The sequence below is a fragment of the Paenibacillus sp. NPDC057934 genome (assembly GCF_042887565.1).
Classification (GTDB): Bacteria; Bacillota; Bacilli; order Paenibacillales; family Paenibacillaceae; genus Paenibacillus_AQ.
The window spans coordinates 63,741-83,261 of the sequence record NZ_JBHVPB010000006.1 but is presented as its reverse complement, the minus strand read 5'-3'; the positions used below and the strand labels follow the sequence as shown (position 1 = coordinate 83,261).

The following is a 19,521-nucleotide window of genomic DNA, read 5'->3' as shown; positions in this document are numbered from 1 at the left end:
AATTTCGGTAGTGAGAGTATATTCAAGATTCCCTGATTCATGCCTGAACCGCCCAGGGAGGAATGGGGACGCAGCACAAAAAGACGCTGATCCGCAAGGGTTCAGTCGTCTTCTTCTTTGGAACGGCGCAGGGTCGGCATCGCCTCCTGTAAGACCCAGCTCAGCCCCGCTTAACCCCCCTTACCGGGCGGCAGCTATCGTCATTAGACTTGCTCCGTTCTAGTATAGTAAGAAATCGGCTTCGGCGCCGTACCATGTCTCTCAATCAGAGCATCCACCAGCGCCGACCATTCCGAGTCTACTGTGCACAGCTCAGGATGATTCTCAAACCAAGACAGCGAACGCTTGACGCCTTCGGTAAAAGGAACTGTACAGGAAAAATCCGGTACCAGCGCCTTAATCTTGCTGTTGTCAAATACGCTGCTCACCGCCTGGTCGCCAATCAAACCATCTGCGGTGCCCTGAGGGGTAAAGGCGGCAATGAAATCTGTGGAGATGTGCACCACCTGTGGCTCAGCGCCTGCCGCGGCGCCGAGTCCTGCATAAATCTGATTCCAGTTCAGAACCTCATCCGAGGTAATATGAATCGCTTCTCCCAGCGCTTCAGGATGTCCGAGCAGACCCACAAATCCTTTAGCAAAATCCGTGTTGTGCGTCAGTGTCCACAGGGAGGTTCCATCCCCATGCACGATAATCGGCTGGCCTTTGCGGATACGGTCCACCAGCGTCCATGGATGCTCCCAGCTCGTCAGCGCAGCCGGAAGCGCCGTCTCCCCGTAGGTATGCGACGGTCTTACGATGGTCATCGGGAAGCCGCTGTTCCGGTACGCTTCCATTAACAACTGTTCACAGGCAATCTTGTCCCGGGAGTACTGCCAGTAAGGATTCTCCATTGGCGTTTCTTCCGTCACCAGATAACTACGCTGCGGCTTCTGGTAAGCAGAAGCTGAGCTGATGAAGATATACTGCTTAGTCTTACCAGTAAACAGCTCGATATCAGTCTGTACATGCTCCGGAGTAAAGGCGATCCAGTCCACCACCACATCGAATTCATGGTCCTTCAGCACAGCTGCGGCCTCTGCCTGCTGACGAATATCTCCTGTGATTACCTTCGCGCCTTCCGGTACGAATTCATCCCGTTGTCCTCTATTGAACAGATACAATTCTATGCCTCGCTCCACAGCCAGCTTGGACACAGCCTGACTGATCTGACCCGTTCCTCCGATAAACAATACTTTCATCTGACACAGCTCCTTTTTTGGGAAATAAGTAACAGAAATAATCACTGAAAAGACCCTTGTCTACACCCCTGACGCGTTATCTGTTAGGGAAGAAAATGCTGCCGGACTGTGCCTTTACCCTCGAATACCTCTATCTCGGCATAAGCTCCGTTAATAAGTGTAAGCTGCGGGGGAACATGCCCGAAATCCACCTCATAAATCACTGGCACGCCCAGTTCCTCGGCAAGCTCCTTGTACATATCCTCGGCTGTATATCCGTCAAACGGAGTATTAGCCCCACTTCTGCCGAACAATAGTCCCGAGCAGTTCCGGAACCAGCCTGCCAGCTTCATCTGCACGAGGGAACGACGCAAATCTGCGGTGTTCAGCTCGCAATTTTCCAGATACCACAGAATAGGCTCATTATGGATGGTCCCCTTCTGAAAAGATTCCACGTCGCCATATGGTGTGCCGATCAGATGCCTGATGACATCTACACAGCCACCAAGCAATCTTCCTTTGACCGTTTCCGGTGATCCTGAGACCGTCTTCCACTCCACGGGTTCCGTTAAATGAAAGACACTTGGCGAGGGCTCACTCTTCTCCTTCTCTTTATGATAACGGGGTGCAGACTGCTGAATATTGGAGCCTTCTGCCTTCGTTGACAACACGGACAGCCATTGCCCGGTAGTCTCATCGCTGAACTCTCCGCGAAAATCATAGAAGCATGCCCCATGGGCTGTAGCCAGACCTGTTTTCAAGGTCACAGCCAGCAGCAATGTGCTTATATCTGAATAACCCATAATCCATTTACTTTGGCGTTCAATTCGTTCGAAATCGACAAACTCCAGCATCTCAATCAACAGCTCGCCGCCCCAAGGCGGAAAAATCATCCCGATGGTGTCATCTCCCATCATGGCATTAAATTCCTTGCCACGGACTGGAGCTGGTGCTGACTTGGCCTTGTGCTGTGTCCATACGGTATCTCCGCAGACGACCTTAAAGCCCTTCTCTTCCATACGTTCACAGGCTAGCTTGAACAGATCATGACCCTTTGCGCTCACGCCTGATGAAGACGCTGTCACTCCTATTGTTGCGTTTTTCTCTAAAACTGGATATCTGATCATATGTCTTCCTCCTGGATGTCCTCAATCGGCCCTTTTCCCACTGTGATTGACTTTCGTCTAAGCAAACCTGCGGAAATAGAATAGAATAGAATAGAATAAATTTAATTATACGACCTTTTGCAGAAGTTTGAAAATCGTTTGAGGGAGAGAACGCCGAATGCCCAAGATAACCGTATTAATGTCGGCTTATAACACCCGGCCCTATATTAAAAATGCGGTGGAGAGCATACTGAATCAGACCTGCCGCGACTTTGAATTTCTGATCATCGACGACTGCTCCACCGACGGTACACTGGAATATCTCCAGAGCTTGGAAGATCCGCGGATTCGGCTCATCACCCACGCAACCAACAAGGGACTCGTTCATTGTCTCAATGAAGGACTGGACCTGTCCACGGGTGAATATATAGCGAGAATGGACAGTGACGATATCAGTGCGCCACATCGTTTTGAGACACAGCTCCGCTATATGGAGTCCCACCCCGAGGTCGGTGTCCTCGGCACCTTCATCACCCTTTTTCATAATGGGGAGCTCGTCTCCAAGCCTACAAGCCATGAGGATATTCGATGCTGGCAGCTTTTCTATTGTTGTGTCGGACATCCCACGGTGTTTATGCGGAGCAGTGTGCTGAAGGAACATGACATCCACTACAATCCGGGCTTTAAGCATGCCGAGGACTATGAATTCTGGAGCCGGCTATCGGAACTCACACGGATCGAAAATCTGCCCGAATACCTCTTCTCCTACCGAGTGCATGAGGGTCAAATCTCTACCCGGCAACATCAAGCTCAGCGTCTAACGGCGGACCGGGTACGCAGGATGCTGCTGTACAACCTGGGTGTCTTTCCCACCGAAGAAGAGTTCGATATTCACATGCAATTCTATCTGCGCACCATTCCCGTTCATGATTATGAAGGATATTCACGAGCGCTCGCATGGGCGCAAAAGCTGTTGGAGCGGAACCAGGCAACCGGAATCTACGATCAGGAGACACTTAACCGTATTCTGTCTAATTGCTTTACCTGGTCGGAAACCGCATGAACAGCGCTTAAGAGAGGCTGCCCTGCACTTTTAACTACTATAGGCTGCAAAAAGAGGAGGTGCCGGGTGGCACCTCCTCTTTAATATGGCTGCAATTATCCTGTCGCTGTCGCTCTTGCTTTCGTTGCTATTGACTGCTTCTCACATAAGCAATAGCGTTGGTCAGGATAGTCACCCGATTCCCTTCCGCACCGTCTCTGTTAATCACGGTAAAGGTATCGTCTGCCGATACAAGCACACCGGCAAAGCTCTCCGATACTGTCTCCACCAGAATGTTTTGCCCGACATAATCTGCGATCTTCTTGGAAAAACTCATTCTGCTTCCACCCCCGCTGGAACGCTAGGCTGAAACGCCTGTGTATTCCGGAAATTCACGATTACACTCGCGCCCCCCTCTACGGTTAACACTGCATATCCGCCACTAACTTCAGTTACAATTCCTTCGACGATTTCCCGGTTCGTTGTGATCAGCACATTGTTGCCAATGTTCTTACGGGCCAGCTCCGCAAAAGGGGAGGCCGTGATTCGCTCCAAAGCGCCCAGGATTCCACTGGTTACATTGCTGCGTGTGGATGGCGTTTCAGATGGAGCCTTGGCAGATGGCACATCGGATGTCGAATCCACCGATGCAGGTTCGCTTGCGGTTTGAGCCGGCTCATCGGATCCGGTCTTCGTAAAGTCTGCGATGCTTTTGGGAACGGCATAATCCTTGCCCAAAAGCTGAGTCAGCCGGCCCGGCCGGGCTACCTTCTCAATCAGCCCTGTCAAACTCTCCAATTTAAACTGTGCTGCCATTCGTCCAAACCTCCATTTATATAGAAGATATAAAGCTTTCATTTCTCCTGCCAATTTAAGCAGTCAATGCATAGAAAAAGGCTGCCCCGCAGTCAGATATGACTTTGTGGGACAGCCCCTCGTTAGCCTATTGACGATACTAGCGTAATTGGCTGCCTATCAATTTTTGCACAGTATCAAGCACATTGCTTCCATTCAAATTCAGTGAACCCAAGAACGGCTTACCCTGAGTCTTCACTTGCTCAAAAATCCGGCTAAGCTCCCCAACTACTCCGTTTGCATCCACATTGGAGGCATTAAACGAAGACTGCAGGTTCCGGAGTTTGCCAAAGACATCGTCCACAAATTGACCGGCAGAAACACTGTTCACTGCGCCACCATCCACCTTACCAATCGCACTGAGCAGCTCGGATTTTGTAGCTTCATCCAAGTTCAGAGCGGCCATTTCGTCTTGCAATTGATTGAAGCTTGCTTGATCAATGTTGTCGCTCGCTGCAGTATCCACTTTGGATTGAACGGAACCCAGCTTTCTAAGCAATTGCCCCACCACATTGTCATCTTTCAAGACCAGAGCCTGCGCTTTCTCCAGGAACTGGGCCAGTTTGGCTTCCACATCACTCATCCTTATCCCTCCTTTCCTGCTGCTATATTATGCAAGAAACAGAGGTGTGCTTGGATGGATACATATTTTCTGAAATTAATAGGTCTATAGATTATTGCCAGTTTCAGGAACCTACCTTTTACCATATGCTGTCACAAACTTATATCTTCTATTAGCAATGAGAGGAGAAGTTTTATTAATGCAGGCGAAGGAGGAAAGGAAAGCCAATGATGCCCGCCCAGCAACAGGCAGATGCCGTATTCTGGAGGAACAAGAAAGTATTCATCACCGGACACACAGGTTTTAAGGGAACCTGGTTGTCTCTGTGGCTGCATTCCCTTGGCGCCTCAGTAACCGGGTATGCTCTGAAGCCTCCCACCGAGCCGAGCATGTATGATATTTGCCGCATGGATGAACTGGTCACTTCTTATCTGGATGATATCCGGAATTCCGATTCCTTATCCAGCGCCATTGCGAAGACCGCTCCCGATATTGTAATTCATATGGCTGCCCAGCCGCTCGTCCGTGAATCCTACATTAATCCTGCCGCCACCTTCGAGATTAATATGATGGGAACTGTGAACGTATTTGAGGCGGTCCGCACAGCCACGGCACAGGGTAGCCCGATTCGGGCTGTCCTTAATGTAACCACAGATAAGTGTTATGACAATCGCAACTGGGCCTGGGGCTACAGAGAGAGCGACCGTCTCGGCGGCAGTGATCCCTACTCTGGCAGCAAAGCCTGCTCGGAGCTCATTACAGACAGCTACCGCAGAGCCTTCTTCCATCCAGGAATTGCAGCAGGTCAGGTCGCGGTGGCATCGGCCAGGGCCGGCAATGTCATCGGCGGCGGGGACTGGAGCAAAGAACGCTTGATTCCGGATGTCATCCGGGCTGTCCTTCAGCAGGATGCTGTACAGATCCGATATCCACAGGCAGTAAGGCCCTGGCAGTACGTGCTAGAACCGCTGCACGGGTATTTGCTGCTGGCACAAAAACTGGCCGAGTCTGGCTCCCCGTATGATCAGGGATGGAACTTCGGCCCCGATGATGCCTACTCCGTGGAGCAACTGGTCCGGCGGTTATGCAGCACATGGGGTGAAGGAGCCAGCTACCTTCTCGACAAGGATACCATCCATCCGCCAGAGTCCCATTACCTGCGGCTGGACTCGTCAATGGCGAAGCAGGAACTGGGTTGGACACCGCGCTGGAATTTGGAGACGGCGCTGGCCCGGACCGTGGAATGGTACAAAGCTGATCAACACCAGGAAGACATGCGTCAGGTCAGTCTGCAACAGATCCGCGATTATATGAAAGGGGTTCAAGGCGGATGATCATCAAGCCAGGCAGACTGCAGGGAATTTATGAAATCAGCCTCAGTCCCAGGAGCGACCACCGCGGCCATTTCACACGAATTTATGACCAAGAGCTGTTCAAGGAGCACGGTCTGGACTGGAACTGGGTTCAGGAGAACCGGTCATTTTCAGGCAAGAAAGGCACGATCCGGGGAATGCATCTACAGTATGGCGACCATGCGGAAACCAAGCTCATCCGGGTAACCCAGGGCGCCATCTTCGATGTCTTTGTAGACCTTAGGCCCGATTCCCCTTCCTTTGGCTGCTGGGACTCTATACTGCTGACGGAAAGCAACAACAAGATGGTATATATCGGCAAAGGATTCGGTCACGGATTCTGCACGCTTCAAGACGATTGTGAAGTTGTGTACAAAGTAGATCGCAACTATGCACCGCAGCATGAAGGCGGCGTACGCTGGAACGACGAGACACTACGAATCACCTGGCCGATTCTGAAGCCGATTATGTCAGATAGGGATATGCTGCTTCCCACCTTGGAAGAATTCAAGCGTCGTTTAGACCAAAATTAAAGGAGAGATCAGGCGTATGCAACCACTCGTTAGTATTTTGATTCCCACCTTCAATCGGCCCGACTATTTTGAACAGGCCCTGAGAAGTGCCCTTGCCCAGACCTATTCCAACATTGAAATTGTCATTAGTGATAACAGCGATAATACACTAACTGAACAGGTCGTGGCACGCTACCGGACACATCCGAATGGCTCCAAAGTACGCTATCACCGCAACCCCAAGAACATCGGTCCTATTGCCAATCAGCAGCAGAATCTAAATCTTGCGAACGGTGAGTACATCAATTATTTAAATGACGATGATCTATTCCATCCACAAAAAATCGAAAAAATGATGAATTTCATCCTGGGACACGCCGGTGTAGTCCTTGTCAGCTCCCAGCGTAGAGTCATTGATGCTAATGGCAAGCAAATTTATGTCCCGCCGGTCTTAACCTTCAGAAAATTCTCTACCCAGGATACCGTAATTAAAGGCCGGGAGCTGACAGAGATGATGCTGCGCAATCAGACCAATTATCTCGGAGAGCCTACCACTGTACTGTTCAAGCGCAGTGCGCTGAAAGAGCCTTTCGGAGTGCTCGCGGGTAAACAGGTCTTCTTCGCCGTGGATATGGCCAGTTGGGTCAACCTGATGACACAAGGTAATGCAGCGATTCTGGTTCAACCGCTTAGCTATCTCCGCTATCATTCTACACAGCTGTCACAGCATAAATATGCCAGAAAGGTCGGGGAGCTGGATATCAAGACCTTTGAGCGCTTCGCCAAAATCCATGGATTCACCCAATAACAAATGAAGGGATTGTTCCGAATGAAGGAACTCCTGCGAACCTACAAGCACGCTGACGTGCAGCAAACTTCCGCTTACTGTATCCCTATTATAGTCAACGGTACCGCGCGCGGCAGATTGCGTCCCATTACTGCAGAAGTTATTCACAACTCCGATGAGATCCGTAAACTCACGGAATGGAGGAGTTCCTCCTCCTCCTGGTTCACTACCCAGTTCCCGAGCTCCGAAGAAGGAACCCGGCGCTGGCTGGAACATCAGGTGCTTGGCGCAGACGACCGGATTCTTTTCTTTGTCGAGGATGAAGAACAAGCGCCTGTAGGACAGGTAGGCTTACTGAATTACAATGAAACTGCCAAAAGCTGTGAGTTCGACAATCTCCTGCGGGGACGCAAAGGCGCGTTCGGGAATATCATGATGCACGCCCTGATCGCTCTCGGTGAATGGAGTATCGAAGTACTCGGTGTTGAGAGTGCCTGTATCCACGTGCTGGGAGACAATTACCGGGCGATGCGAATTTATAAGGGCCTGGGAGCGGTGGAATCGGAACGGGTACCTCTGCTCAAAGTGGAGGAAGCAGGTGGCATCCGCTGGGTTCCAGCCTCACTCCCTCTGACCGAAGCGCCGGAACGGGAACTGGTGACTATGACCATTACACGCGAAGCCTTCAGACAAATAATGAGTGACGCATTCCATAAAAGATAAGGTGGGTATCACATGAAAATCAGACTGTTCAAGCCTTCTGTCGGTGAGGAGGAGCTGACAAGCATTAAAGACTCGTTTGACAGCGCATGGCTTGGTCTGGGACCCAAGGTTGCCGAATTTGAGCGGCAATGGAGCCGCTATGTCGGCTCACAAGAATCTGTGGGCGTCAATTCCTGTACGGCTGCGCTTCATCTGGCGCTGTCTGCTTATCGATTCCCGGAGGGGAAAAAGGTGCTTGTACCTGCACTAACCTTCGCCGCGACTGCCATGGCTGCACTGTATAACCGCCTCATTCCCGTATTCGTAGATATCGACGAACACACACTGGGCCTGGATCTTGCAGACCTGGAACGAAAATATGACAAGGACTGCGTGGCTGTCATGCCGGTGCACTTCGGCGGGCATCCTGTGCCCATGGACAATTTGGTGTCTTGGGCCAAGGCACACGGCCTGAAGGTGATTGAGGACTGCGCGCACTCCGCTGGCGGGAAGTATAAAGGCAAGACACTGGGTACTTGGGGAGATATCGGATGCTACAGCTTTGAGGAGAAAAAATGCATGACCACCGGCGACGGCGGGATGATCTCCTCGGACGATGCCGAGCTGCTAAAGCCACTCCGTCATTCGCGCTGGATTGGCATCAATAAGGATACCTGGGAGCGTTATGAAGAATATCAGCTAGGTCAGCCTGACGTGAACAGCTGGTATTATGAAATCTCGGACATCGGCTACAAATATAATATGAACGATCTTATGGCCTCCATCGGCCTTGTTCAGCTCGGCAAGCTAGATCGTATGAACCGCAGAAGGGAGGAGATTATAGGGCAGTACACTGCGGGGCTTCAGGGCTTGACGAAGGTAACCTCCGCCATTCCTTATGATCTTCATGATTCCTCGTACTGGGCCTTTGTTGTGCGGGTTCAGGAGCGGGAGCGGTTTATTGCCGCCATGCAGGCCCGCGGCATCGCTACAGGTGTTCACTATATGCCACTGCCGATGCAGCCACTGTTCATGAAATACGCTTCGGAGAATCCGGTGGCCACCAGAGTCTGGCGCGAGCTGGTCACCCTGCCGCTGTTCCCCGACCTGACACCGGACGAGGTCGAATATGTGATCTCAGCTGTTCAGGCATATCAATAGGCGAAGTCGGCACGACCATGTTCTGAAAAAGGATTGACCCGCTTCTACGACCGTCCCCCGGGACGGCGAAGAAAGGGTCAATCCTTTTTGGCTGGAGGCGGACAATCCATCACCTCTTATCTACAGCCCGAACAGTTGCTGCGGCCAGGCACAAAATAACCCGTACCTGAATCCCTTAGAATAGGGGATCAAGTCCGGGCCATTTTCACAGTAACTTGTATCATATTCTTCCCAGCAGCTCCCAGAACTCCTGGCCTGCTGCATGCAAACTCGCATGTACCGCACAGATCTCTGCCAATTGTGTGATTCTTGAAACAAACTCGTGGTTAAACAACCGATTAGTCTGCGCATTCCACATTGGAAACTGGTTAACAGCCAATCCCTTGAGCGCCAGTATTGTCCGCACCCATTCTTCATCTTGGGGTAATATTCCCGTATGAGTGGCAATCAGAATATGATCAACCCAGTCGCAGATCTCGCCCATTTGGGACAACGGACTGACCGATATTTGTGCTCTATGCCTGCGGAAAGAACTTAACGGATCTGTAATATACACCAAATCGCCGCGGGACAGCAGGGTCAGCCAGGTCGCTACATCGACATTATTGAAAGCTTTGCGGCCGTAGAAGACGCCGAAGGGCTCCACCAGATCAGCTTTTCGGAACAATCCGGTCGTCGGTTCCCCGATATAATTGATCCGATCGCGTAGCATGGTGGCCATCGCAGCCCTTCCGTTAACAAACGTTTCATAGCCACTGAAATTAGCGAAGGGCACCGTGTCGGGCGACAGTTGGGTCACACGGTTGGCCCCGTCGACGATGCTTTTGCGCGATGACACTAGCGTGACTCCGGGAAATCTTTTTAAATAGGCAGCCATACTCTCAATCTTAACAGGATCAAACAAATCATCATCCATTAAATAGTTGACATATTCGCCACTGGCAAGCCGCATGCATTGCAGTTGGTTGGCCACCGGACCGATGTTACTCTTGTTCTTCACATAATGGATATTGGAAATGCCAAGCTCTGACTGAAAATGCTGAACCACATGCTGGGTATGGTTACTGTCACTATTGTCGCTGATGATAATCTCAATGTTCGGGTACGTCTGGGCCAATGCGCTTCTTAATGCCTGCTCCAGATAATGAGGCCGGTTGTAAGTTGGAATCAGAATGCTTACAAGCGGAGTTGTCGTGCTCATCTACATCACCACTGCTTCCAAAGGGCTTGCCCGGAGTCCCAAAGCGCTTGCAGATGATTCTTGTCTCTAAGCGTATCCATCGCATACCAGAAGCCATCATGCCGGAATGCGTGCAGCTCTCCACCGCTGGCCAGATTGATCAAAGGTTCCTGCTCGAAGATGGTATGGTCCCCTTCTATATAATCAAAGACTTCCGGCTGGAGCACCATGAATCCCCCGTTGACCCACTTGCCGTCCCCCTTCAATTTTTCATGAAAATCATTAACCCTGTCCCCCGCGCCAAGACCCAGCGCACCAAACCGCCCGGCTGGCTGTACAGCGGTGACCGTTGCCAGCTTGCCATGCGCCTCATGGAACTTCAGTAACTCCTGAAAGTTCACGTCACTGAGCCCGTCGCCGTAGGTAAGCATAAACGGTTCATTGCCAATATAACGCTGAATACGCTTGATTCTCCCGCCCGTCATAGAATCTTTGCCTGTGTTCACTAGTGTAATCTGCCAGGGCTCAGCTCCCTGCGAATGGTACTGAGAATCACCGCTTCTGTAGTCCAGCGTCAAATCCGACTCGTCCCGGAGGTAGTTGGCGAAATACTCCTTAACCATATGTCCCTTATACCCCAGACAAATCACAAATTCATTAAAACCATAATGGCTGTAGGTCTTCATAATATGCCAAAGAATCGGTCTCTCACCAATCGGGATCATTGGCTTAGGTCTCGAATGTGTCTCTTCACTGATCCTCGTCCCGAAACCGCCCGCCAGTATTACGACCTTCATCCTCATTCTCCGTTCTATATATAGGATTATATAAGCTATATGATAGTATATGTGAAGGATAAGAAGATGACAGGTACAGGTACTGCTACGGGTGGAAGTATAGGTGTTTATTGCCTGTTGTACGGGTTGAAATAAAGGAGAAAGGAAATCTCTGTTCACATGATGAAAACCATCAAAGTAGTCTATTTATTATTTTCAATAGTCGTAGGAATAGCATGCTTCTATGGTTTATTAGCCATTGCATTCAGTACTAGTGACGGGTTGTTATCACATAAAGATCCTGCTCTTGCCACTTGGACTGGAGTAGCAGTCGTGCTGGGTGTTGGTGGTTATTTGTTTTTGGGGATAAAGTTCGACAGAAAGCTATTCCCCACAGCGTTGGCTCTTATGATATTCGGTTTGTTTGTCGGCTTGCCTGCCTTACAACTGTTCGGGGACCTGCAGGATACATGGAAGAAATATTACGCTTCAAGGCACGAACACCCTTATGTTGTTCAATTCGATCGGATTCTTCAAAATAGCAACCTGCCTATAAAGCTTAATTTGAAGAGTAGTAACTATGACTCATTATATTACGAGGGTAGTATAAGTCTGAATGTAGAAAAAACAACGGAGGAGCCTGTTGCCAAAACTGAGCTAAATACACTACTGAACCTCTTGCCTGAAACAACTAGGGATATACATATTCGCGTTGCATATGGCAGTTATAGCTCTGAATCAGGTAAGCAGGAACCTAGGGTGAGCTTTACGATTAGTCCGGATAAAGAGCTGGAGAATTGCAGTGCAAGTCCTGAGTATGAGTCCCTATGCTATAGATATGATAAGGACTCTGGATTCGATCCAACAGAAGTGTTGTATAGCAACAGTACCAGCATTAACGCGGCTCTTCCACCATTTACGTTTACCGTATACGGGGTGAAAAAAGAGACTTTAAGCACTGCGACCCGGATTACCGTCACGAATCCCGATGACAATGACAAATTCATTCAGGAACTGATATTTGACGAGACCTCAACCCAAGATGATCATGCTTTCGGTTTTGTATTGGAAGATATGAACTTTGACGGATATCTTGATGTTCGGATTCAAGCAGACACGCCTGCTAGTCCCAATATTCCTTATTTCTCCTGGTTATGGGATGCAGAGAAAACCGAATTTGTCCGTAATTCTTTTCTGGAAGAGATTACTTCACCTGAATTTCACGCTAATTCCAAGCTCATCACCTCGTCCGGCAGATCCAGCGCGGCAGAACATTTTATGAACGAATATAAGTATATTCAAGGTATTCCGACACTGACAAAGAGAACAGAAGAACAAATCGATCCCCAGCAAAAGAGCATACATACCAAGGTTTGGGACATCACGGACGGTGAATTTAAGCTTACAAAGGATACTACTGAGCCTTACGAGGAGTAAGATGAACGGCGGCATCAGGTATGATGCCTCGCCAGCAAACGACAAACAGCCCACGCTAAGCGGGGCTGTTTGCCATTCATTTTTTAAATGGAGGAAATGCGTGCTTTTTGCCACCCCATGCCACAAGAAGTGCGATGAATATGAGAATGAACAATGCCCATGAAAAAGATTTGGCACCAAGGGTATCCAGCAACAGCCCCCCTGCCACCCCACCACCGGCGATAGCTAGATTCCATACTGTAGTGTTAATTGGCATGACCATATCCACTTTGCTCTCTCCTGCAGCGTCAGCAAGCGCCGTTTGCAGCAGTGTTGCTGCCCCGCCAAAGGTTAATCCCCATACCGTAACAATGATATAGATCAAAAGGCCATTAGAGTTGCTAAAGCTCATAGCAATAGAAATCAAGAGAAAAGCACTCAGACTAATCAGAACAAGCTTCCGCAGGGAGCGGTCGATGAATACACCAGTTATCCATATGCCTACCAATGCCGCAACACCGAAGAAAGCCAGCGCCAGACCCACTCTCTCACTCATGTTATGAGCTGTAAGAAACGGAGCAATATAAGTGTACAGAATGTTATGGGCGGTCATCCAAGTCAGGACAACCAAAAGGATCGGTCTAATCCCTGGTGTAAGGAAAACCGCAGAGAGCGTTGCTTGCTTACCGTTGGATTGTCCCGGATAGTCCGGCACCTTCCAAAGCACCCACGCGATTAATACAACAGTCAGTAGCGACATGATTCCAAAAACGGAACGCCAACCCACAATATTCCCTAAAAACGTTCCCGCAGGGACACCGATAGCCAGGGCAATTGGCGTTCCCACCATGGCAACCGCCATCCCCCTACCTTTCAATGTAGCAGGTACCATACGAAGAGCGTAACCGCCGATCATCCCCCATAGAACTCCAGCCGACACTCCGGCGAACAGACGGACAACCAGTGTCAGTGCGTAGTTAGAAGAAATAGCTGTGATACTGTTAAAAACCAGGAACCCGCAGATGCCTAGAAGTAACAGCGGACGTCTCCGCCATGTTCGGGTAACTATTGCTACAGGGATGGCAGCGACTAGGGAACCTATGGCATATACAGTGACCAATTGACCGGCCATTGCTTCTGTGATGTGAAGTCCTGTGCTTATTTGCGGAAGCAAACCAGCCGGTATCGTTTCCGTCATGATACAGATGAATCCTGTCATAGCCAAAGCGAGCAGGCCAAGCCAGGGAAAGCGCTCCGAATAGGAGGTAGAAGAAATTTTTGCATGGGTAGAAGAATTATTACTGGACATTAGCGCAGCTCCTTAACATTTATTTCAAAACAAATTCAAACAGAAAAACAGAGGATCTAGCAAAGGCGACCGTGATTTGACCTCCTTTTATTTTATTTATGGATCGGTCATTCCATATTTTAAAGACACCTTCCAATCTTGTCAATCACTTTTGGATCGTTTAGTATATAAGTATAAGAAAAAAGGGGGGATACTCCATGGTTAGAACGGGAAGACCACGTAAATTCAGTCGTGACGAAGCGATCTCCCAGGCCATGATGCTGTTTTGGGAACATGGATTTGAATCAACTTCTTTGGCTCAGCTCAAAAAGGCGATGGGCGGCATCTCTTCTGCAAGCTTCTATGCAGCTTTCGAATCCAAAGATGCACTCTTCAAAGAAACACTGGACCGATATCTGTCTACCTTTGGACAAGTATCAACAAGCCTAACAGACCCCTCACTTTTATCACGTACAGCTATTGAGCTAACCTTAAGAAGTTCGGCAAAAATGCAAACGGAACAGAGCCATCCCTTGGGTTGTTTAGTCATATTGTCTGCAAATACGTGTTCACCGGAAAACAATCATATCCGTGAAATATTAACTCTGGAAAGAGCCACGACAAGGCAAAAGTTCCTTACTTGTATTGAACGGGCGATCCAGACCGGAGAACTTAAAGAAGGCACAAACGTTGCAATGTTAACCACACTATTCGTTACCTTTCTGGATGGAATATCAACGGAAGCCAGAGATGGTGTGACCCTGGACAACATTAATGCAGCCATAACGAAATTGATGGAGCTTTGGGATTCTTGTGCCTGAAGCCCCAGTCTTCATTAACACTGTGTAACCGCAACCGCCTAGCCATAATGATTGACGGTGATTTGCTATGTATGCTCTAATACAAAAGGGTGTATTGGACTTAGGATGGGATTTTCTCAGCTCACTGCCGGGACCACCACTATTTGTGAAGGGTGGAGCTACATGCTTTCATTGTTACTAACATTAAAACGATTATTTTCAGGTTTATGGAGAGCATTCAAACGTAAAAATTTTCAGGTATTATTTCTACTGGTTATGATGACGCTGTTGTCCGGAACTATTTTCTATGTCAAACAAGAAGGTCTGTCTGTCATTGACGCTGTTTATTTTTGTGTTGCCACGCTAAGTACATTAGGACATCCAACGTTCGTTCCCCAGACAGACCTCGGAAAAATATTTACGATCGTATACATTATTGCGGGCACAGGATTGTTCTTGGGGATGATTGGGTACATTGCCTATGAGTTGATCAAACAAACGAGGAAAAATAACGATTGATATAAACGCCAAAAGGGCCTTGTTAGACAATTCTAACAAGGCCCTTTTTTTGCAAATCAATAATGAGTTGATGGTTCACTTAGTTCAGTTCCGCTATAGAAGCTCGTACACTTTTAGGAAGCTTTTTGAACACCATATCGTAAGAATGGTCGATCATGTCGAAGATATCACACTCTGGTAAAGAACCATCTATCGTTATGGAATTCCAGTGTTTTTTGTTCATATGATATCCTGGACGGACGCACGCATGCTGCTCTCTCAAGTTTTCCGCAATCACGGGATCACATTTCAGGTTTAAGCGGATATCCTTCCCTTTTTCCTCAAAAATAATCGCGAACATTTTATCAGCAACCTTGAGCACTATTGGAGTGAATCCAAAGGGATAATCCTCGGTCGCTCCTTGTTTCTTTAAACAGTATTCGACAATATTATTTTTCAAATCAGGCACCTCACCTTCGCTGGTCAACAGCCTTCAATCTGTTAATTATAAGAACTGTTGTTCCTTTAATCAAGTTACTCCTTCCTATCTCTCAAAAATTTCATAGTAATAAAGTTAAAAATCAAATAATTTTCAATATATATGTGTTACTATTATCTCATTTAGCTACTCTTAAAGACCTAAAACTGCTACATAGGAGGCTGCATTCGAGTGAGTTCGACATATTCATCGAGGTAAAATCACTTTTAAGGAGACGTTACTTTGAACAATACGTCCACAAAATATTTTCTCTCCGCACTTTTGATAATAACTACACTTTTCTCATCCCTAGGCACAGCTTTTGGCGCCACATCAACACCACCGTCAGATGTTACGGCTCATTGGGCTCAGAATGAAGTCACGGAATGGATCGAACAAGGGTTTATTAATGGTTATGCAGATGGCAGTTTTAAGCCGGATAATAATATAAAAAGAACGGAATTCATCGCGCTGATTAACCGTTCGTTTGGATTTACCGAAACCGCTACCATCTCCTATAAGGATATCTCTTCTAGCAATTGGGCCTATACCGAGGTTGCCAAGGCAGTAAAAGCTGGATATATCAATGGGTATTCGGATGGCACGATAGGCGTCGGCAAGTCGATCAGCAGACAGGAAGCTGCGGTAATTATTAACCGCTTACTGAAACTGGCCCCTGCAAAAAACAACTCTTCTTTTAGCGATTCTAATACGATTGCCCCTTGGGCTCTGGATTCTGTAAATGCAGTGGTATTCGCAGGGATTATGAAGGGTTATTCGCAAGACAACAGCTTCAAACCCGGCAAAGATATCACCCGCGCGGAAGCAGTAGTTGCTCTAACACGAACCAAAGCGGCTGAGCCGAATTCGAGCAGCCCTCCAGGAAGCAATACTGGCACTCCTGCAGCAACTGTCTCTCCGACGCCTACTCCCATTATCTCAGCTTCCCCTTCCCCCACACCGATCTACTATGCTCCATCTGATCCAACTGCCACCCCTACATCAATAGCTACACCCGAACCTACAGTCACTCCAGATCCGGCAGATATAGTAGCTCCTACTCTAACAAGAGTAACCATTGGATCCATAACCGTAGGAGAGAACGTATACGGGACGAGCAATGAAGATGGATACTTATACCTGGTACCTGCAACAAAATTCATACGAAGACAGGTCTAGAAGATTCCATTAAGGCTTCCCTCGGTAAAAAATTGGCGGTAACCGCATCAGTCTATTCTTCACTGAATACACAAGGTCTGCCTGCAGATCATTATGTTGTATATGCTGTAGATGCCTCCGACAATATTTCAACCGCTTCAAACAGCATTGAAATTAAGGCGATCCAACTGACTATTGCCATTCCAACTTCACTGACGGAAACTAAAATGTATGATGGGACAACCACTGCAGCAGTATCTGCAAATACCCTAACGGGTGTACTAAGCGGTGACACAGTAGAGGTACAAGCTTCCGCCTCCTATATTAGTCCGACACTTGGAATCAATAAAACTATAACTGTTGTCTATTCTCTTAGCGGAGCCCATGCTGCCAGCTATATTGCACCTGCCCCATACACCATCAATACGGGAGCTATCGTGCTAAACCAGTTGACCATTGAATCTCCGGATTTAACCCTCGCGAAGATGAATGATGAAACGACTAGCGCAGCAGTAACTCCAGGTCTGCTCATTGGTGTTGCTCCCGGGGAGAATGTAAGCGTAAGTGCTGTGGCCAATTATGATACATCCGCAGTCGGAACAAATAAAACTATTACTGTAGTCTATACACTCAGCGGACCAGATGCAGCGAACTACATTGCACCTGTGAACTACACCGTAACCTCCGGGGAAATTGACAGGGACCACATCACTCGTTCCAAAGTCTATGACGGAACTACAACAGCGGCAATAACACTGGGTAAAGTATCTGGAATTATAGACGGGGATGATGTTACCGTACATGTTACCGCTACTTATAACGATGCCAAAATGGGAACAAATAAAACGATAACCATCTCCTACACCTTAACCGGTGATGACGCAGACAATTATTATCCACCTGCCAGTTATACCGTTAGTACCGGTACCATCACTGCCTTGCAACTAGGCATTACGCCACCTATACTCACAGAATCCAAGATCTATGACGGGACAACCTCCGTTCGGGTAACGGCAGGCCAATTCATTGGTGTGATTCCCGGAGACGACGTTACGGTCCACGCAACGGCAACCTACAGCGACACAGCTGTGGGAACCAACAAAATAATAACCATTGTGTACACTCTATCCGGCGCTGACGCCGCAAACTATCTGGCACCAACCAAATACATGATATCCACTGGCATGATCACAGCACCGTCACAAGATCTCTGTCAGTAATGAAAATCACGCCCGATTGCATAATTTGAACATTTATAAAATAAAAAGAGTAAAGCGAATTATATCGTCGCTTTACTCTTTTTATTTTCCCACTCAGAACACCTTCTTCTTTCCCCGATCATCAATCAGAATCTGCACCGACTCTTTAAACCGCAATGCATGGACAATCTCCCGCTCCCGCAGGAACTTCAGGCTGTCTTGCAGATCCACATCATCCGTCATGTCAATTAGCCACTGGTATGTAGCCCGGGCCTTTTCTTCTGCCGCGATGTCCTCATAGAGATCAGCGAGCGGATCGCCTTTGGCCGCGATGTAGGTTGCGGTGAACGGGACTCCTGCTGCATTGTTGTAAAACAGGGCGTGATCCCGGGTCGCGTAGTTCGGGCCGAGTCCAGCCGCTTCCAATTGCTCAATCGACGCGTCTTTCGTCAGCTTATAGATCATGGTCGCGATCATCTCGAGATGCCCGAATTCCTCTGTCGAGATATCCGTTAGCACACCAATTACTTTGTCAGGAATTGCATACCGTTGGTTCATGTAACGCAGCGCAGCGGCGAGTTCACCGTCAGCCCCACCATATTGCTCCATCAGATAACGCGCCATCCGCACGTCACATTTGCCGACTCGTACCGGATATTGTAATTTCTTTTCATAAATCCACATTCGGGACGCTCCCCTCCTTTATGAACTGCTGCTATCCTCTCAGACCGCTAAACTTGCCAAGGCCAAGGGGGCTGGTTCCACTCCCACGGGCATTTGGAAAAGGCACGCCCAAAATTTTGTAGCGGCCCATACAGTTCCTGGAAATGGCCGGCCAGCCGGGTCCGTTCCTGGGTAAGCTGGTTGAACTGTTCGATCGCCTTAAGATCCTCAGGGTGGGTATCCAGATAGAGATTCAACTCCACGAGCGCAAAATCCAGAACCTGCAGCTGCTCCAGCAATTCGTAATACCGTTGGTCGCATAGCTGTGGCTGTGCCTCCATGGCTTATCTCCCTCCTTTCGACTTGGACTCATACGGACTGAACAGCGCAGGCCACAAGGTTCCGTACCTTAACGCTTCCGGCAAACTGAACTGCGGAAGATTCGGCGGCTGAAAGTTTATGAACTGGTTGGGGGGGACGACGAACGTCTTGAACGGTACCGGTGGGCAGGGATCAAACGGCCCCCTAAACGGCGTATGCATACGCTCTTCGGAATTCAATATAAACATCCTCCTTTGCTCATTTCACTGCTGAGTGCAGCAGTTATTCTGAACGCTTACCTTCGTAACTAATTTATGATAGGCAAAGGCGGAATAAGACGGTTTGTGAAAAAAACTCTCTTGATGTCCCTATACGGCAAAAAAAGCCTTCCCCTTCGTGCATACATTGCGCGATAGGAAAAGGCTTCGTTTATAACTGAACTATG

23 protein-coding genes are annotated in these 19,521 nt (G+C 48.5%); 11 read left to right on the top strand and 12 right to left on the bottom strand.

Annotated elements, in window-relative coordinates; genetic code table 11:
* Positions 1-203: 203 nt before the first annotated feature.
* Entirely contained in the window at positions 204-1,241 is a 1,038-nt protein-coding gene (locus tag ACFVRY_RS15225; protein WP_387501059.1) for an SDR family oxidoreductase, read from the bottom strand.
* Positions 1,242-1,324: 83 nt separating this feature from the next.
* Positions 1,325-2,347, bottom strand: coding sequence for a S66 family peptidase (locus tag ACFVRY_RS15220; RefSeq protein WP_387501058.1), 1,023 nt, complete (start codon positions 2,345-2,347; stop codon positions 1,325-1,327).
* Between the two features lie 157 nt (positions 2,348-2,504).
* Here ACFVRY_RS15220 and ACFVRY_RS15215 point away from each other — a divergent pair, with 157 nt between their 5' ends.
* Positions 2,505-3,389, top strand: coding sequence for a glycosyltransferase family 2 protein (locus ACFVRY_RS15215; RefSeq protein WP_387501056.1), 885 nt, complete (start codon positions 2,505-2,507; stop codon positions 3,387-3,389).
* A gap of 127 nt (positions 3,390-3,516) precedes the next feature.
* Here the strand turns inward: ACFVRY_RS15215 and ACFVRY_RS15210 are convergent, their stop codons facing one another.
* From ACFVRY_RS15210 to ACFVRY_RS15200, 3 genes are all read right to left on the bottom strand, one after another.
* Positions 3,517-3,705, bottom strand: coding sequence for a hypothetical protein (locus tag ACFVRY_RS15210; protein WP_387501055.1), 189 nt, complete (start codon positions 3,703-3,705; stop codon positions 3,517-3,519).
* On the bottom strand, positions 3,702-4,184 hold the full coding sequence (locus ACFVRY_RS15205) for a hypothetical protein (RefSeq protein WP_387501054.1): 483 nt from the start codon (positions 4,182-4,184) through the stop codon (positions 3,702-3,704). Before ACFVRY_RS15205 ends, ACFVRY_RS15210 begins: the two co-directional genes overlap by 4 nt.
* A gap of 139 nt (positions 4,185-4,323) precedes the next feature.
* A complete protein-coding gene (locus tag ACFVRY_RS15200) occupies positions 4,324-4,806 on the bottom strand; it encodes a hypothetical protein (protein ID WP_387501052.1) in 483 nt (160 codons plus the stop codon).
* Between the two features lie 206 nt (positions 4,807-5,012).
* Between ACFVRY_RS15200 and rfbG the strand changes: the two genes are divergently transcribed.
* Genes rfbG through ACFVRY_RS15175 form a run of 5 tightly spaced genes read left to right on the top strand, consistent with a single transcriptional unit; the run spans position 5,013 to position 9,299 of the window.
* A complete protein-coding gene (gene rfbG / locus ACFVRY_RS15195) occupies positions 5,013-6,119 on the top strand; it encodes a CDP-glucose 4,6-dehydratase (RefSeq protein ID WP_387501051.1) in 1,107 nt (368 codons plus the stop codon).
* Positions 6,116-6,670: a dTDP-4-dehydrorhamnose 3,5-epimerase gene (gene rfbC, locus ACFVRY_RS15190; protein WP_387501049.1), complete on the top strand. Its 555-nt coding sequence runs from the start codon at positions 6,116-6,118 to the stop codon at positions 6,668-6,670. The genes rfbG and rfbC overlap by 4 nt, the downstream gene beginning before the upstream one ends.
* A 16-nt stretch (positions 6,671-6,686) precedes the next feature.
* Entirely contained in the window at positions 6,687-7,457 is a 771-nt protein-coding gene (locus ACFVRY_RS15185) for a glycosyltransferase family 2 protein (RefSeq protein ID WP_387501048.1), read from the top strand.
* 21 nt (positions 7,458-7,478) lie between these two features.
* Positions 7,479-8,159 carry a GNAT family N-acetyltransferase gene (locus tag ACFVRY_RS15180; RefSeq protein ID WP_387501046.1) on the top strand — a complete coding sequence of 227 codons (681 nt, stop codon included), beginning with the start codon at positions 7,479-7,481 and terminating at the stop codon, positions 8,157-8,159.
* 12 nt (positions 8,160-8,171) lie between these two features.
* Positions 8,172-9,299: a DegT/DnrJ/EryC1/StrS family aminotransferase gene (locus tag ACFVRY_RS15175; RefSeq protein ID WP_387501045.1), complete on the top strand. Its 1,128-nt coding sequence runs from the start codon at positions 8,172-8,174 to the stop codon at positions 9,297-9,299.
* Between the two features lie 220 nt (positions 9,300-9,519).
* Here the strand turns inward: ACFVRY_RS15175 and ACFVRY_RS15170 are convergent, their stop codons facing one another.
* Positions 9,520-10,500, bottom strand: a complete 981-nt coding sequence (locus ACFVRY_RS15170) for a glycosyltransferase family 2 protein (RefSeq protein ID WP_387501044.1) — start codon at positions 10,498-10,500, stop codon at positions 9,520-9,522.
* A 5-nt stretch (positions 10,501-10,505) separates the two neighbouring features.
* Positions 10,506-11,276 carry a glucose-1-phosphate cytidylyltransferase gene (gene rfbF / locus ACFVRY_RS15165; RefSeq protein ID WP_387501043.1) on the bottom strand — a complete coding sequence of 257 codons (771 nt, stop codon included), beginning with the start codon at positions 11,274-11,276 and terminating at the stop codon, positions 10,506-10,508.
* Between the two features lie 159 nt (positions 11,277-11,435).
* Here rfbF and ACFVRY_RS15160 point away from each other — a divergent pair, with 159 nt between their 5' ends.
* Positions 11,436-12,692 (top strand): XAC2610-related protein, encoded by a 1,257-nt coding sequence (locus tag ACFVRY_RS15160; protein WP_387501042.1) that lies wholly within the window; start codon positions 11,436-11,438, stop codon positions 12,690-12,692.
* A gap of 76 nt (positions 12,693-12,768) precedes the next feature.
* Here ACFVRY_RS15160 and ACFVRY_RS15155 read toward each other — a convergent pair whose 3' ends face one another.
* The gene (locus ACFVRY_RS15155; RefSeq protein WP_387501041.1) at positions 12,769-13,980 is read right to left on the bottom strand and encodes an MFS transporter; all 1,212 of its coding nucleotides are present in this window, start codon (positions 13,978-13,980) and stop codon (positions 12,769-12,771) included.
* Positions 13,981-14,177: 197 nt separating this feature from the next.
* Here ACFVRY_RS15155 and ACFVRY_RS15150 point away from each other — a divergent pair, with 197 nt between their 5' ends.
* Both ACFVRY_RS15150 and ACFVRY_RS15145 read left to right on the top strand, forming a co-directional pair.
* The gene (locus ACFVRY_RS15150) at positions 14,178-14,780 is read left to right on the top strand and encodes a TetR/AcrR family transcriptional regulator (RefSeq protein WP_387501040.1); all 603 of its coding nucleotides are present in this window, start codon (positions 14,178-14,180) and stop codon (positions 14,778-14,780) included.
* Between the two features lie 162 nt (positions 14,781-14,942).
* Positions 14,943-15,278, top strand: a complete 336-nt coding sequence (locus tag ACFVRY_RS15145) for a potassium channel family protein (RefSeq protein ID WP_387501039.1) — start codon at positions 14,943-14,945, stop codon at positions 15,276-15,278.
* Positions 15,279-15,357: 79 nt separating this feature from the next.
* Here the strand turns inward: ACFVRY_RS15145 and ACFVRY_RS15140 are convergent, their stop codons facing one another.
* The gene (locus ACFVRY_RS15140) at positions 15,358-15,717 is read right to left on the bottom strand and encodes an MmcQ/YjbR family DNA-binding protein (protein ID WP_387501394.1); all 360 of its coding nucleotides are present in this window, start codon (positions 15,715-15,717) and stop codon (positions 15,358-15,360) included.
* 261 nt (positions 15,718-15,978) lie between these two features.
* Here ACFVRY_RS15140 and ACFVRY_RS15135 point away from each other — a divergent pair, with 261 nt between their 5' ends.
* Together ACFVRY_RS15135 and ACFVRY_RS15130 are read left to right on the top strand one after the other, a co-directional pair.
* Entirely contained in the window at positions 15,979-16,914 is a 936-nt protein-coding gene (locus ACFVRY_RS15135; protein ID WP_387501038.1) for an S-layer homology domain-containing protein, read from the top strand.
* A 32-nt stretch (positions 16,915-16,946) separates the two neighbouring features.
* Positions 16,947-18,113: a YDG domain-containing protein gene (locus ACFVRY_RS15130; RefSeq protein ID WP_387501037.1), complete on the top strand. Its 1,167-nt coding sequence runs from the start codon at positions 16,947-16,949 to the stop codon at positions 18,111-18,113.
* A 93-nt stretch (positions 18,114-18,206) separates the two neighbouring features.
* Here ACFVRY_RS15130 and ACFVRY_RS15125 read toward each other — a convergent pair whose 3' ends face one another.
* The 3 genes from ACFVRY_RS15125 to ACFVRY_RS15115 are packed head-to-tail and all read right to left on the bottom strand — an operon-like array spanning position 18,207 to position 19,324.
* Positions 18,207-18,776, bottom strand: coding sequence for a manganese catalase family protein (locus ACFVRY_RS15125; RefSeq protein WP_387501036.1), 570 nt, complete (start codon positions 18,774-18,776; stop codon positions 18,207-18,209).
* Between the two features lie 47 nt (positions 18,777-18,823).
* Positions 18,824-19,096 (bottom strand): spore coat protein CotJB, encoded by a 273-nt coding sequence (locus tag ACFVRY_RS15120; protein WP_387501035.1) that lies wholly within the window; start codon positions 19,094-19,096, stop codon positions 18,824-18,826.
* 3 nt (positions 19,097-19,099) lie between these two features.
* The gene (locus ACFVRY_RS15115) at positions 19,100-19,324 is read right to left on the bottom strand and encodes a spore coat associated protein CotJA (protein ID WP_387501033.1); all 225 of its coding nucleotides are present in this window, start codon (positions 19,322-19,324) and stop codon (positions 19,100-19,102) included.
* Positions 19,325-19,521 lie beyond the last annotated feature (197 nt).